Annotated in this window: 17 protein-coding genes; 10 read left to right on the top strand and 7 right to left on the bottom strand. The window is 65.6% G+C overall.

Annotated features, from left to right (window positions below):
• Positions 1–26: 26 nt before the first annotated feature.
• A complete protein-coding gene (locus tag VGU00_RS03975) occupies positions 27–896 on the bottom strand; it encodes an SMP-30/gluconolactonase/LRE family protein (RefSeq protein ID WP_327465706.1) in 870 nt (289 codons plus the stop codon).
• A gap of 291 nt (positions 897–1,187) precedes the next feature.
• Here VGU00_RS03975 and VGU00_RS03970 point away from each other — a divergent pair, with 291 nt between their 5' ends.
• The 4 genes from VGU00_RS03970 to VGU00_RS03955 all read left to right on the top strand — a co-directional run bounded on the left by VGU00_RS03970 (position 1,188) and on the right by VGU00_RS03955 (position 4,882).
• The gene (locus tag VGU00_RS03970) at positions 1,188–2,342 is read left to right on the top strand and encodes an acyl-CoA dehydrogenase family protein (RefSeq protein WP_037556264.1); all 1,155 of its coding nucleotides are present in this window, start codon (positions 1,188–1,190) and stop codon (positions 2,340–2,342) included.
• Between the two features lie 31 nt (positions 2,343–2,373).
• Positions 2,374–3,543, top strand: a complete 1,170-nt coding sequence (locus VGU00_RS03965; RefSeq protein ID WP_327465703.1) for an acetyl-CoA C-acetyltransferase — start codon at positions 2,374–2,376, stop codon at positions 3,541–3,543.
• A 117-nt stretch (positions 3,544–3,660) separates the two neighbouring features.
• Complete coding sequence (locus VGU00_RS03960; protein WP_327465701.1) at positions 3,661–4,443, top strand: SDR family NAD(P)-dependent oxidoreductase; 783 nt, start codon at positions 3,661–3,663, stop codon at positions 4,441–4,443.
• Between the two features lies 1 nt (position 4,444).
• Positions 4,445–4,882, top strand: a complete 438-nt coding sequence (locus tag VGU00_RS03955) for an acyl-CoA thioesterase (protein ID WP_327465699.1) — start codon at positions 4,445–4,447, stop codon at positions 4,880–4,882.
• On the opposite strand, the gene gmk is transcribed toward VGU00_RS03955, so the two are convergent.
• A complete protein-coding gene (gmk, locus tag VGU00_RS03950) occupies positions 4,879–5,541 on the bottom strand; it encodes a guanylate kinase (RefSeq protein ID WP_327465697.1) in 663 nt (220 codons plus the stop codon). The genes VGU00_RS03955 and gmk overlap by 4 nt on opposite strands.
• A 44-nt stretch (positions 5,542–5,585) precedes the next feature.
• Between gmk and VGU00_RS03945 the strand changes: the two genes are divergently transcribed.
• The gene (locus VGU00_RS03945) at positions 5,586–6,149 is read left to right on the top strand and encodes a DUF2585 domain-containing protein (protein ID WP_327465695.1); all 564 of its coding nucleotides are present in this window, start codon (positions 5,586–5,588) and stop codon (positions 6,147–6,149) included.
• Here VGU00_RS03945 and VGU00_RS03940 read toward each other — a convergent pair.
• The 5 genes from VGU00_RS03940 to VGU00_RS03920 are packed head-to-tail and all read right to left on the bottom strand — an operon-like array spanning position 6,146 to position 9,123.
• Positions 6,146–6,502, bottom strand: coding sequence for a DUF1801 domain-containing protein (locus VGU00_RS03940; RefSeq protein ID WP_327465693.1), 357 nt, complete (start codon positions 6,500–6,502; stop codon positions 6,146–6,148). The two genes, VGU00_RS03945 and VGU00_RS03940, sit on opposite strands and share 4 nt — an antisense overlap.
• A 12-nt stretch (positions 6,503–6,514) precedes the next feature.
• A complete protein-coding gene (locus VGU00_RS03935) occupies positions 6,515–6,889 on the bottom strand; it encodes a hypothetical protein (RefSeq protein ID WP_327465691.1) in 375 nt (124 codons plus the stop codon).
• Positions 6,890–6,933: 44 nt separating this feature from the next.
• Positions 6,934–8,328: a class II fumarate hydratase gene (gene fumC / locus VGU00_RS03930; RefSeq protein WP_327465689.1), complete on the bottom strand. Its 1,395-nt coding sequence runs from the start codon at positions 8,326–8,328 to the stop codon at positions 6,934–6,936.
• Positions 8,325–8,636 carry a hypothetical protein gene (locus tag VGU00_RS03925; protein WP_327465687.1) on the bottom strand — a complete coding sequence of 104 codons (312 nt, stop codon included), beginning with the start codon at positions 8,634–8,636 and terminating at the stop codon, positions 8,325–8,327. The genes fumC and VGU00_RS03925 overlap by 4 nt, the downstream gene beginning before the upstream one ends.
• A 4-nt stretch (positions 8,637–8,640) precedes the next feature.
• Positions 8,641–9,123: an SspB family protein gene (locus VGU00_RS03920; RefSeq protein ID WP_327465685.1), complete on the bottom strand. Its 483-nt coding sequence runs from the start codon at positions 9,121–9,123 to the stop codon at positions 8,641–8,643.
• Positions 9,124–9,210: 87 nt separating this feature from the next.
• Here VGU00_RS03920 and hisB point away from each other — a divergent pair, with 87 nt between their 5' ends.
• Genes hisB through VGU00_RS03895 form a run of 5 tightly spaced genes read left to right on the top strand, consistent with a single transcriptional unit; the run spans position 9,211 to position 12,441 of the window.
• The gene (hisB, locus tag VGU00_RS03915) at positions 9,211–9,798 is read left to right on the top strand and encodes an imidazoleglycerol-phosphate dehydratase HisB (RefSeq protein ID WP_327465683.1); all 588 of its coding nucleotides are present in this window, start codon (positions 9,211–9,213) and stop codon (positions 9,796–9,798) included.
• 9 nt (positions 9,799–9,807) lie between these two features.
• Complete coding sequence (gene hisH, locus VGU00_RS03910; protein WP_327465681.1) at positions 9,808–10,416, top strand: imidazole glycerol phosphate synthase subunit HisH; 609 nt, start codon at positions 9,808–9,810, stop codon at positions 10,414–10,416.
• Positions 10,404–11,150, top strand: coding sequence for a 1-(5-phosphoribosyl)-5-[(5-phosphoribosylamino)methylideneamino]imidazole-4-carboxamide isomerase (gene hisA / locus VGU00_RS03905; RefSeq protein WP_327465679.1), 747 nt, complete (start codon positions 10,404–10,406; stop codon positions 11,148–11,150). Before hisH ends, hisA begins: the two co-directional genes overlap by 13 nt.
• Positions 11,147–11,914 carry an imidazole glycerol phosphate synthase subunit HisF gene (gene hisF / locus VGU00_RS03900; RefSeq protein WP_327465677.1) on the top strand — a complete coding sequence of 256 codons (768 nt, stop codon included), beginning with the start codon at positions 11,147–11,149 and terminating at the stop codon, positions 11,912–11,914. The genes hisA and hisF overlap by 4 nt, the downstream gene beginning before the upstream one ends.
• On the top strand, positions 11,914–12,441 hold the full coding sequence (locus VGU00_RS03895) for a hypothetical protein (RefSeq protein ID WP_327465675.1): 528 nt from the start codon (positions 11,914–11,916) through the stop codon (positions 12,439–12,441). Before hisF ends, VGU00_RS03895 begins: the two co-directional genes overlap by 1 nt.
• Positions 12,442–12,444 lie beyond the last annotated feature (3 nt).

Here is a 12,444-nt window from a genome sequence, read left to right as displayed (position 1 = left end):
TTATGTGACAGCAGGGTGCAAGCCGCCTAGGCGCCAAATTCCGGCTGGATCAGGCCAGGCGTGTCGACGCGGAAGCTGAAGATGCCGCCAGCATGCGGCTGCGCCTTGCGCTCCTCGTCGGTCAGATTCTTGCCCGCGCTGGTGACGAAGGCGGTCCGGAGATCGGGTCCGCCGAATGCGATCATCGTCGGGCGCTGCACCGGCATGTCGACCGTCCGGAGCAATTCGCCCGCGGGCGAGAAGCGCACGACGCGCCACCCGTCCCACAGCGCCGACCAGTAACAGCCCTCGGCGTCGACCGCCGCGCCGTCGGGGCGTCCGTTGCCATGATCGAACTGGTGGAAGATGCGGCCTTCGCCCAGCGTGCCGGCCACCGGGTCGGCATCATAGGCGCGGATCGCGTGGGTCGGCGTGTCGGCGTGATAGAAAATGCGCCCGTCGGGGCTGAACGCCGCGCCGTTGCTGGTGGTGATCCTGCCGAAGATTTCGGTGAGCGAGCCGTCGGGATCGAGCCGATAGAGCGTCGCGGCAGGGTTCGCCTTGTCGCTCGTCAGGCTGCCGACCCACAGCCGGCCCGCGGCGTCGACGCGGCCGTCGTTGAAACGCTGTTCGGGCTTGGCCGCGAGCACCGCGGGGCCGAAGGCGCGCGGCACGGCGCCCCAGCCATCGATCAGCGCGCAGCCGTTTTCGAGCGCGGCGACGAGCCCGCCGCCGGCGCGCGGTGCGATGCAGCCGACCTGTTCGGCAAGCTCCATCGTCTCGTCGGCGCCGGTCGCCGGATCGGTGCGATGGATTTTGCGGCCTTCGATGTCGACCCAATAGAGCCGCGCTTCGGCGGCGTTCCAGACGGGCGATTCGCCGAGCAGGGCACGGGCGTCGAGGAGCAATTGGACCATGCGGCGGTCATAGCGTGGCGCGGCGGGGCTGCCCAGCGGCTGCAAACCTATTCCTCCCGTTTCTCCGCCGACCATCGTCACCCCGGACTTGATCCGGGATCCATTATTCCAACGATGCATGAATGGACCCCGGATCAAGCCCAGGGTGACGAAGAGGAAAAGGACGAAGCGCAAAGAGTTTCCGCCGTAGCGTCTTTCTACTTGACGTGGACGTAAACGTAAGGTCTCTTGGCCCGGAAAGATGCGGCCGACTCCCCGCTTGCGTTCGGCTGCCAAGGGAAAGGAAAGACCATGTCGCTCGATAGTCTCTCGCGCTCCGCCTACACCGAGGATCATGAGGCGTTCCGCGCGACGGTGCGCCAGTTCCTCGAAAAGGAAGTCGCGCCAAACGCCGCACAATGGGCCGAGGACAAGATCGTTCCCAAGTCGATCTGGCCGAAGGCGGGCGAACTCGGCATGCTGTGCCCGACGGTTCCCGAGGAATATGGCGGGCTCGGCCTCGACTTCGGCTATAATGCGATCGTCGACGAGGAAAGCGCCTATTACGGCCGCGCCACGACGGGCTTCTCGCTCCAGTCGGACATCGTCACCAGCTACATCGTCAAATATGGCAGCGAGGAGCAGAAGAAGCACTGGCTGCCGCGGATGGTGTCGGGCGAGACGATCACCGCGATCGCGATGACCGAGCCGGGTACCGGCTCCGACCTTCAGGGCATGCGCACGACCGCGAAGAAGGATGGCAATCACTATGTCATCAACGGGTCGAAAACCTTCATCACCAATGGCCAGAACGCCGATCTGATCCTCGTCTGCGTCAAGACCGATACCGAGGTCGAGCCGGCGTGGAAGGGCGTGTCGATCGTGCTCGTCGAGGCCGATCGCGAGGGCTTCCAGCGCGGGCGCAACCTCGACAAGATCGGGCAGGACGAAGCCGACACGTCGGAGCTGTTCTTCAACGACGTGCGTGTGCCGATCACCAACTGCCTTGGCGAGGAAGGGCAGGGCTTCATCTACCTGATGAGCGAACTGCCGCAGGAACGCCTGTCGATCGCGGTCAGCGCGCAGGCATCGGCGCAGCGTGCGTTCGACGACACCGTCGAATATACGCGCGAGCGCAAGGCGTTCGGCAAGCCGATCCTCGATTTCCAGAACAGCCGCTTCGTGCTCGCCGATCTGAAGGCCAAGCTGCAGGTGGGCTGGGCGCACCTTGACTGGGCGCTCGCGCGCCACATGAAGAAGGAGCTGACCCCAGAGGAGGGCGCCGCGGCGAAGCTGTGGCACACCGACCTCCAGTGGGAAGTCATGGACAAGTGCCTCCAGCTGTTCGGCGGTTCGGGTTACATGAACGAATATCCGATCGCCCGCGCGTGGCGCGCGGCGCGTGTGACGCGCATCTTCGGCGGTACGAACGAAATCATGAAGGAACTGATCGGGCGCAAGCTCTGATCGCTTGAAATCGCAGGAAAGGAATTCTCCCATGGCTACTGCTTATATCGTCGACGCCGTCCGCACCGCAGGCGGCAAGCGCGGCGGCCGCCTCGCGGGCGTACACCCTGTCGATCTCGGCGCCGCGGTGTTCGACGCGATCGCCGACCGCAACGATTTCGATACCAAGGCGATCGACGACGTCATCACGGGTTGCGTCAGCCAGGGCGGGCAGCAGACGATGGACGTCGGCCGCAACGCCGTGCTCGCCTCGAAACTCCCCGACTCGATCCCCGCGGTCACCATCGACCGCCAGTGCGGATCGTCGCAGCAGGCGATCCAGTTCGCCGCGCAGGCGGTGATGTCGGGAACGCAGGACATCGTCCTCGCCAGCGGCATCGAAAGCATGACGCGCGTGCCGATGGGCAGCGTCGCGACGCTGTTCATGAAGGAAGGTCTCGGCCATTATAAGTCGGAGCGGCTCGAGGAAAAATATCCCGGCATCATGTTCAGCCAGTTCATGGGCGCCGAAATGATCGTCAAGAAATACGGCCTCACCAAGGACGACCTCGACGCCTATGCGCTCGAAAGCCACCGCCGCGGCAAGGCCGCGACCGAGGCCGGCCATTTCAAGCGCGAAATCGTCGGGCTCGAAATCGACACCCCCGAAGGCCGCCAGACGCACCTCGTCGACGAGGGCATCCGCTTCGACGCGACGCTCGAAGGCATCGCGGGCGTCAAGATCCTGCAGGAAGGCGGCTCGATCACCGCGGCGACCAGTTCGCAGATCTGCGACGGCGCGTCGGCGGCGCTCGTCGTGTCCGAACAGGCGCTGAAGGATCATGGCCTCACCCCGCGTGCGCGCATCCATCATATTTCGGTGACCGCAGGCGACCCGGTGATCATGCTCGAAGAACCGCTGTTCGCGACCGAACGCGCGCTCAAAAGGGCGGGCATGAAGATCGGCGACATCGACGCTTATGAAGTCAACGAGGCGTTCGCGCCGGTGCCGCTCGCCTGGCTGCAGTATCTGGGCGCCGACCACGCCCGCCTCAACCAGCATGGCGGCGCGATCGCGCTCGGCCACCCGCTCGGTGCCAGCGGCACCAAGCTGATGGCGACCTTGCTCGGCGTGCTCGACGCGACCGGCGGGAAATACGGCCTCCAGACGATGTGTGAAGGCGGCGGCCAGGCGAACGTCACGATCGTCGAGCGCCTCTAAGAAATCGATCAATTTTTTCCGTTCGGGCTGAGCCTGTCGAAGCCCCGTTCTTCTCTTGAAAGAAGGAACGGCCCTTCGACAAGCTCAGGGCGAGCGGGTTAGGAAAGGACTAAATAGATGAAACTCGATTCCACCGTATCCGCCGTCGTCACCGGCGGCGCCTCGGGCCTTGGCGCTGCGACCGCGCGTCTGCTCGCCTCGAAGGGCGTCAAGGTCGCGATCTTCGACCTGCAGGAAGAAAAGGGCACCGCGCTTGCGGCCGAACTCGGCGGCGTGTTCTGCGAATGCAACGTCACCGACGACGCCTCGGTCGACGCCGCCTTCGAAAAGTCGCGCGCCGCGATCGGGCAGGAGCGCATCCTCGTGAACTGCGCGGGCACCGGCAATGCGATCAAGACCGCCAGCCGCTCGAAGGAAGACGGCAGCATCAAGCATTTCCCGCTCGACGCGTTCAACTGGATCATCCAGATCAACCTCGTCGGCACCTTCCGCTGCATCGCCAAGTCGGCCGCGGGCATGCTGACGCTCGACCCGATGGAAGACGGCGAGCGCGGCGCGATCGTCAACACCGCGAGCGTGGCGGCCGAGGACGGCCAGATCGGTCAGGCTGCCTATTCGGCATCGAAGGGCGGCGTCGTCGGTATGACGCTCCCCATCGCGCGCGACCTTGCGAGCGAGAATATCCGCGTCAACACGATCCTGCCCGGCATCTTCGACACCCCGCTGCTCGCCGGCGCGCCGCAGAATGTCCGCGACGCGCTCGGCGCCTCGGTGCTCAACCCGAAGCGTCTCGGCAATCCGCCCGAATATGCCGCGCTCGCGCTCGCGATGATCGAGAATGGCTATTTCAACGGCGAGGACGTGCGCCTCGACGGCGGCATCCGCATGGGTCCGCGCTGATATGCCAAAACCGGAAAGCTGGCGGCTCGACGCCGCCAGCTACCCTGTCTGCATCGATTTGCAGACGCGCTTCCAGGATATGGACATCAACGGCCACCTCAACAATGTGGCCTTTGCGGCGCTGTTCGAAAGCGGCCGCGTCCTGCTCAACCGCGAGATCCGCCCGTGGGAGGAACGCCCGGCGAACGAGCGCACGATGGTCGCGGCGGTCGAGATCAACTATCTCGCCGAAGGCAATTTCCCCGATCCGGTGCAGATCGCGACCGGCATCGGCCGGCTCGGCACCTCGAGCTGGACGATCGTGCAGGCGATGTTCCAGAACGGCCGCGCGATCGCGACCTGCGACACGGTGGTGGTATGCCGCACCGACGGCGAAGCGAAGCCGCTTCGTGCGGAGATGGTCGTGGAACTCGAAGCGAAGCTGGCGAGGCCGGCCTAAAGCTTCTTGTCCGCATCGGGCACCGACCGGATCAGGTCGCGCGCGAAGCCGATCAGGCCGATCTGGCGGCGGCGCTTCAGCCGTTCGGCGCGCAGGATCGCGCGCACCTCGTCGAAACAGCCGTCGACATTGTCGTTGATCAGCACATAGTCGTACCCGTCCCAGTGACTGATCTCGTTCGCGGCGCGTTCCATGCGCGCGGCGATCACCTCGTCGCTGTCGGTGTTGCGGCTGCGCAGGCGGCGTTCGAGCTCCTCCATGGTCGGCGGCAGCACGAAGACGCGCACGACGTCGGGGCCGGCCTCCTGATAAAGCTGCTGCGCGCCCTGCCAGTCGATGTCGAACAGGACGTCCTTGCCCGCGGCGAGCAGTTCCTCGACCGGCGCACGCGGGGTGCCGTAGCGATGGCCGAAAACATGCGCCCATTCGAGGAATTCGCCGTCGGCGGCCATTTTCTTGAACGTCTCGGTATCGACGAAATGATAATGGACCCCGTCGACCTCGCCGGGGCGCGGCGGACGCGTCGTTGCGGAGATCGAGAGCGCGATATCCTTGTCGGCCTCGAGCATCATGCGCGAGATGGTGGTCTTGCCGGCGCCCGAGGGCGAGGAGAGGACGAACAACACGCCGCGGCGGTTCAGATGGACGCTATCAGCCATGCGCGCTATTCGCCTGACGAGCGGCAGCGGTCAAGGGGGCGCGGATGGCGGGAATTTCACGGACGGGATGGCTGGTTGCGGCGGCGCTCGTGGCCTTGCTCGCCGCCATATTGATCGGCATGGGCCGCCCACCGATCTGCCCGTGCGGGACGATCAGCCTGTGGCATGGCACCGTCCAGTCGAACCAGAACAGCCAGCAGATTTCGGACTGGTACAGTTTCAGCCACGTCATCCACGGCTTCATCTTCTATGGCGTGCTGCGCTGGATCATGCCCGACCGCCCGCTCTGGGTGCCGCTCGCGATTGCGATCGGGGTCGAGGGCGCATGGGAAATTCTCGAAAATTCGCCGATCATCATCGACCGTTATCGCGAGGTGACGATGGCGTTCGGCTATTCGGGCGATTCGGTGCTCAACTCGGTCAGCGATACGCTGTTCATGATACTGGGCTTTATCGCGGCGAGCCGGATGCGCTGGTGGGTAACGACCCTGCTCGCGCTCGTCTTCGAGCTGTTCACGCTCTGGACGATCCGCGACAATCTGACGCTCAACGTGCTAATGCTGGTCTCACCGGTCGAGGCGATCAAAGAGTGGCAGGCGGGCGGCTAGAGCGCCAAAGCGCTGCGCGAAGCCAGCGCCAGCTTCTCGATCAGTTCATCGGGGATCGGCCGGTTCGCGGAAAAGGTGACGCCGGTCTTGGTCGCCTTCAGTTTCGACGCGGCAATCTCGTCGGCGTGCGCGGTGATCGCGCCCGGATCGACATAAAGGCCGCATTGCTTGGCGAAGGCGGCATAGCCGGCGATCGTCCTGCCGGCGATCTCGAACCCGGGCATGTCATATTTCATGACCTCTTGGGCCTCGGGCAGCGCCCGCGCCAGTTGCGCGCGCAAGTTCGCCAGCACTGCGCGAAACGGCTCGGGTGCCGCGGCGATATAGGCGTCGTGGCCGGCTGTCTTCGTCATGCGACGAGGAATTCAGTGGATCGCCGGCCGCTTGCCGTCGGCGTCGAGCGGGATCGCGGGGGGCAGGGCGTCGCCGATCGTCTGCCCGTCGGTCGGCAATCCGGCGGTCCCGGCATAGGTGTCGACCACGCCGGCATTCGCGAGTTCGGGATCGAGCGCATGCGCCTCGGCCGCGGCCTTGCGCGCTTCGGCGCGCTCGGCCCATTTCTTGGTGAGATAGGCGCCCGCAACCGTCGCCGCGAGCACCGCATAACGCTGCGGGAACAGGCGCCGCGCGGCGAACAGCGTGCCCGCGCCGATCACCGCACCCGCGACGGGATGATTGCCCTTCTGGCGTCCGATGGTGCTGCCAAGGACGCCGCCTACGATCCGACCGATCATCTTCATCTCTCCTTCCCCTCTTCAATTCGCGGAAGGCCCCGCGGGTTCCTTCAGTTATCGGGCCCCAGCATCGTGCGCGGATCGACCACCCGGTCGAAGGTCGCGGCATCGACATAGCCAAGGTCGAGCGCAGCTTCCTTCAGCGTGCTGCCTGTCTCATGCGCATGTTTGGCGATCTTCGCGGCCTTGTCATAGCCGATTTCGGGCGCGAGCGCCGTCACCAGCATCAGCGAGCGGTTCATCAACTCGTCGATCCGCGCGCGATTGGGTTCGATCCCGGCGACGCAATGCTCGGTAAAGCCCGCCATGCCGATAGCCAGCAGTTCGATCGAGCGCAGCACATTCGACCCGATCAGCGGCTTGAACACATTGAGTTCGAGATGGCCTTGCAAGCCCCCGACGGTCGCCGCCTGATGATTACCGATGACCTGTGCTGCGACCATCGTCAGCATCTCGCACTGCGTCGGGTTGACCTTGCCCGGCATGATCGAGCTGCCCGGTTCGTTCGCAGGCAGGTCGAGCTCGCCGAGCCCCGCGCGCGGCCCCGATCCCAGGAGGCGGATATCGTTCGCGATCTTGGTGAGCGCGACGGCGAGCGTATTGAGTGTGCCCGAGAAGAAGACCAGCCCGTCGTTCGATGCCAGCGCCTCGAACTTGTTGCGTGCGGGCTCGAACGCGATGCCGGTGGCCTTCGACAGTTCGGCGGCCATCGCGGCGTCGAAACCGGCGGGTGCGTTGAGCCCGGTGCCGACCGCGGTCCCGCCCTGTGCGAGCTTGCAGATATCATGCGTCAGCGCATGCTCGATCCGCGCGCGGCAGGCGGCGAGCTGCGCGACATAGCCCGAAAATTCCTGCCCCAGCGTCAGCGGGGTCGCATCCTGCAAATGGGTGCGGCCGATCTTGACGATATCGCCCCACGCCGCGGCCTTGGCGGCGAGCGCGTCGGTCAGTTCGATGAGCGCCGGCAGCAGCCGCGCCGTCGTCTCGACCGCGACCGCGACATGGAGGGCGGTCGGGAAGCTGTCGTTCGACGACTGGCCCATGTTGACATGGTCGTTGGGGTGGACGGGCGACTTGCCGCCGCGCGTGCCCGCGAGTTTCTCGTTGGCGATCCCGGCGATCACCTCGTTCGCGTTCATGTTCGACTGGGTGCCGCTGCCCGTCTGCCAGATCGCGAGCGGGAACTGGTCGTCATAGCCGCCCGCGACGACGGCGTCGGCGGCCGCGGCGATCGCGTCGGCGAGCCCCGCTTCGAGCCCGTGCGCGCGGTTGACCCGCGCGGCGGCGCCCTTGATCCGCGCGAGCGCGTGGACGATCGGCATCGGCATGCGTTCGTGCGCCGGGAAAGCGAAATTGTGGCGGCTGCGCTCGGTCTGCGCGCCCCAATAAGCGTCCGCGGCGACTTCGATTTCGCCGATACTGTCGCTTTCCATTCGCGTGCTCATGCCACCAGCATCCTCGTTACCAAAATCGCCCCGGCCCAGATCATCGCGACGAGGCCGAGCAACTGCCAATATCCCGTCTCGCCGATGCGGCGACGCAGCCATCCGGCGATGAGCCAGAGCAGGACCAGCGCGGGCGTGAGTATGAGCAGGCTGAAGCGCAGCAGACCGTCGGCGACCTGTCCGCGCGCGGGGTTGCCCTGGAAAAGCGCATAGCCTTCGACACCCCACCAGAAGGCGCCGGTCAGGACGAGCATTCCCGCGAGGGCCCAATATTGCCAGAAACGGCTGGGAGGCCATGGCGGCGCCACGGCCTTATCTCTTCTTGCCGAAATCCACCGTCACGACATTCGAGCCATCCTCGGTTGTAACCTCGGGCCGGTCGTTGTCGGCTTCGTCATGCGGTTCGGGTTGCGCCGCCTCGTCGTCGCTGACCTGGAATTGCAGGCCGAAATCGACCGACGGATCGACGAAGGCGGTGATCGCGGCATAGGGGATCGTCAGCATCGACGGCGTCTGGTTGAACGACAGGCCGACGCTGAAATGATCTTCCTCAACCTTCAGGTCCCAGAAGCGGTTCTGCAGCACGATCGTCATTTCGTCGGGAAATTTGGCGATCAGATGCGCGGGAATATCGACCCCGGCGGCCTGCGTCTTGAAGGTGATATAGAAATGATGTTCGCCGGGCAGGCTGTCATAGCCTTCGATCTGGCTCAGCACGCGTCCGACCACGGCGCGCAGCGCGTCCTGCACGATTTCGTCGTAGGGAATCAGGCTGTCGCGTACATCGTCACTCATGGGGCGAGGGGATGAACGCGCGCCGCGTGCGGGTCAAGGGGGGAGAGCGGCCTTGCAACGCGAAAAGTCGCTGCTATGGGGCATCCCATGCGAACCGCCACCGTCCAGCGCACGACCAAGGAAACGGATATCGCGATCACCGTCAATCTTGACGGGACGGGCGATTATTCGGTGTCCACCGGCATCGGTTTCCTCGACCATATGGTCGAGCAATTGTCGCGCCACTCGCTGATCGACATCAGCATGAACGTGAAGGGTGACCTTCATATCGACCAGCATCACACGGTCGAGGACAGCGCGCTCGCACTCGGCGAAGCGGTGGCGAAGGCGCTCGGCGACAAGCGCGGCATCGCGCGCTATGGCGAGGCGCACGCGCCGATGGACGAGACGCTGACGCGCTGCGTGCTCGATATCTCGGGCCGCCCGCACTGCGTCTATAAATCCTCCTTCTCGCAGCCGCGGCTGGGCGAGATGGACACCGAGATGTTCCCGCACTGGTTCCACAGCTTTGCGCAGACCGCGGGCATCACGCTGCACATCGAGATGCTGTACGGCGAGAACAACCATCACATCGCCGAAAGCATGTATAAGGCATTGGCGCGCGCGCTGCGGCAGGCGGTCGAAATCGACCCGCGCAAGGGCGATGCGATCCCCTCGACCAAGGGGGTCCTCTAGGACCAGCTTATGAGCGCTATTGCCCTGATCGACTATGGCGCGGGCAATCTTCGCTCGGTGCACAACGCGCTCGTCGCGGCGGGCGCGGACAATGTCGCCGTCACCGCCGATCCCGATGTCGTCGCCAAGGCCGATCGGATCGTGCTGCCCGGAGTCGGGGCGTTCGCCGCCTGCATGAACGGGCTGTCTGCGATCGACGGGCTGGTGGGCGCGATGGAGCATCGCGTGCGCGGCGAGGGCGCGCCCTTCCTCGGCATCTGCGTCGGCATGCAATTGCTTGCGGATGCGGGCGAGGAGCATGGCCGTCACGAGGGGCTCGGCTGGATTGCGGGCACGGTGCGCGCATTCGATCCGGCGCCGGGGCTGCGCATCCCGCACATGGGCTGGAACGACGTCGTGCCGACCTTCGCCCACCCGGTGATCGCGGCGGGCGAGGCCTATTATCTGCACGGCTATCATTTCGCTGAAGCGGTCGATGTTGCGGCTACCAGTAGCCACGGCGCGACCTTCACCGCCGCGGTGGCGAAGGACAATATCGTCGGCGTCCAGTACCACCCCGAAAAGAGCCAGGCTTACGGCCTCGCAACCTTGGAAAGATTCCTCGCATGGCGTCCGTAGATTCTGGCCTGACCATCTTCCCCGCGATCGACCTCAAGGGCGGGCAGGTGGTGCGGCTCGCCGAGGGCGATATGGCGCGCGCGACGGTCTATGGCGACGATCCGGCGGCGCAGGCGCGCCTCTTCGCCGATGCGGGCGCCTCGCACCTCCATGTCGTCGATCTCGACGGCGCCTTTGCGGGCGCGAGCGTCAATGGTGCGGCAGTCGAGAGCATCATCGCCGCCTTTCCGGGCAAGGTGCAGGTCGGCGGCGGTATCCGTGATCGCGCGGGTGTGGATCGCTGGCTCGCGCTCGGGGTCGAGCGCGTGATCATCGGCACCGCGGCTCTGAAGGATCCCGAATTCGTGAAGTCGGCCGCGCGGGATCTCCCGGGCCGGATCGTCGTCGGCGTCGACGCGCGGGACGGCATGGTTGCGACCGAGGGCTGGGCCGACGTCTCCGACGTGCGCGTCGAGGATCTCGCCCGCCGCTTCGAGGACGCAGGTGTTGCGGCCTTGCTCTTCACCGACGTCGGCCGCGACGGGCTGCTCAAGGGCTGCAACGTCGAGGCGACCGTCGCGCTCGCGCGTGCGGTCGCCATCCCGGTGATCGCCAGCGGCGGTGTCGCTGACATCAATGACATCCATGCGCTCCGCCCGCATGTTGCGACCGGTATCGAGGGCGTGATCACCGGCCGCGCGCTCTACGACGGCCGGCTCGACCTTGCCGAGGCCATCGCGGCGGGGGCGGCGTGACCGTCCGCGTCCGCGTCATCCCCTGCCTCGACGTTGCCGACGGGCGCGTCGTGAAGGGGGTCAATTTCGTCGATCTCCGCGACGCGGGCGATCCCGTCGAGGCGGCGCGCGCCTATGATGCCGCGGGCGCGGACGAGCTTTGCTTTCTGGACATTTCGGCAAGCCATCAAGGCCGCGGGACCTTGCTCGACATGGTCGGCCGTACCGCCGAAGTCTGCTTCATGCCGCTCACCGTTGGCGGCGGCGTGCGCAGCGCCGACGATGCGCGCGCGCTGCTGCTCGCGGGCGCCGACAAGGTCGCGGTCAACAGCGCCGCGGTCGCGCGTCCTGAGTTGGTCGCCGATATCGCCGACCGTTTCGGCAGCCAGTGTGCGGTGGGCAGCATCGATGCGCGGCGTGTCGAAGAGGGGCGGTGGGAAATCTTCACCCACGGCGGGCGCAAACCGACGGGGATCGACGCGCTCGAGCATGCCGTCCGGCTTGCCGAACTCGGCGCGGGCGAACTGCTGGTGACCTCGATGGACCGCGATGGCACGAAGGACGGTTACGACCTCGTGCTCACCCGTGCGATCGCCGATGCGGTCAGCGTCCCGGTCGTCGCCTCGGGCGGCGTCGGCAATCTCGACCATCTCGTCGCGGGCGTGATCGAAGGCGGCGCGAGCGCGGTCCTCGCCGCGAGCATCTTCCACTTCGGCGAAGCGACGATCACCGAAGCCCATGCGCGGCTTTCTGCCGCGGGATTGCCGGTGCGCGGGGCGGGATAATGTCGAACGCCGAGCTGGATGCGATGATCGAGCGTGAGGGGCTCATGCAATCGCTTCTGGTTCTGGGGGTGATCTTGCTGTTCGGCTGGATCATTTTCAACGACGCGCAGAGACCGGCCGAGACGTTCGACACGACATCGCTCGTTGGATGCTATTGGTCGCAGCAGGGTTTGGGGCTCCGCCTTGAGTCCGACAGCCTCCAGCTGTTGCCCGGCGGCGAAGGACCGATCGCTTATGGCATCAGCCGGGAGAAGATTGGCCTGACCATCGTTCCTGAGGTGGCAATAACGGTCGAATTCCATCCCGAACGCCCCGCTTTTCGCACGACGAGCAGCGCATCTTCGCGCTGGATTCCTAATCTGACGCTCCGCCGCTTTGCGCCCGAGGCGCGCTACACGGTCACCGATATCGCGAGGGCCAACGGCTTCACGATGCTCGCGCAGGCCGACGCTCGACCCGTCGATTTCCATCGCGATCCGTCGTGCAAGCGACGAGGGGGTGGTCAGACGCGGACCCGGCTGCAATAGACG

It is taken from the genome of Sphingopyxis sp. (assembly GCF_035944815.1).
In the GTDB taxonomy this organism is placed as follows: domain Bacteria; phylum Pseudomonadota; class Alphaproteobacteria; order Sphingomonadales; family Sphingomonadaceae; genus Sphingopyxis.
The sequence above is the reverse complement of the archived record's forward strand: the minus strand, read 5'-3'. Positions and strand labels throughout refer to the sequence as shown.

Bases quoted from the DNA above. Each gene is read 5' to 3' on its own strand.
- VGU00_RS03920 (WP_327465685.1), bottom strand. From the start codon at position 9,123: ATGAGTGACGATGTACGCGACAGCCTGATTCCCTACGACGAAATCGTG.
- hisH (WP_327465681.1), top strand. From the start codon at position 9,808: ATGAGCGCTATTGCCCTGATCGACTATGGCGCGGGCAATCTTCGCTCG.
- hisB (WP_327465683.1), top strand. From the start codon at position 9,211: ATGCGAACCGCCACCGTCCAGCGCACGACCAAGGAAACGGATATCGCG.
- VGU00_RS03945 (WP_327465695.1), top strand. From the start codon at position 5,586: ATGGCGGGAATTTCACGGACGGGATGGCTGGTTGCGGCGGCGCTCGTG.
- VGU00_RS03960 (WP_327465701.1), top strand. From the start codon at position 3,661: ATGAAACTCGATTCCACCGTATCCGCCGTCGTCACCGGCGGCGCCTCG.
- VGU00_RS03965 (WP_327465703.1), top strand. From the start codon at position 2,374: ATGGCTACTGCTTATATCGTCGACGCCGTCCGCACCGCAGGCGGCAAG.
- VGU00_RS03940 (WP_327465693.1), bottom strand. From the start codon at position 6,502: ATGACGAAGACAGCCGGCCACGACGCCTATATCGCCGCGGCACCCGAG.
- VGU00_RS03970 (WP_037556264.1), top strand. From the start codon at position 1,188: ATGTCGCTCGATAGTCTCTCGCGCTCCGCCTACACCGAGGATCATGAG.
- gmk (WP_327465697.1), bottom strand. From the start codon at position 5,541: ATGGCTGATAGCGTCCATCTGAACCGCCGCGGCGTGTTGTTCGTCCTC.
- VGU00_RS03935 (WP_327465691.1), bottom strand. From the start codon at position 6,889: ATGAAGATGATCGGTCGGATCGTAGGCGGCGTCCTTGGCAGCACCATC.
- VGU00_RS03975 (WP_327465706.1), bottom strand. From the start codon at position 896: ATGGTCCAATTGCTCCTCGACGCCCGTGCCCTGCTCGGCGAATCGCCC.
- hisA (WP_327465679.1), top strand. From the start codon at position 10,404: ATGGCGTCCGTAGATTCTGGCCTGACCATCTTCCCCGCGATCGACCTC.
- VGU00_RS03895 (WP_327465675.1), top strand. From the start codon at position 11,914: ATGTCGAACGCCGAGCTGGATGCGATGATCGAGCGTGAGGGGCTCATG.
- fumC (WP_327465689.1), bottom strand. From the start codon at position 8,328: ATGAGCACGCGAATGGAAAGCGACAGTATCGGCGAAATCGAAGTCGCC.
- VGU00_RS03955 (WP_327465699.1), top strand. From the start codon at position 4,445: ATGCCAAAACCGGAAAGCTGGCGGCTCGACGCCGCCAGCTACCCTGTC.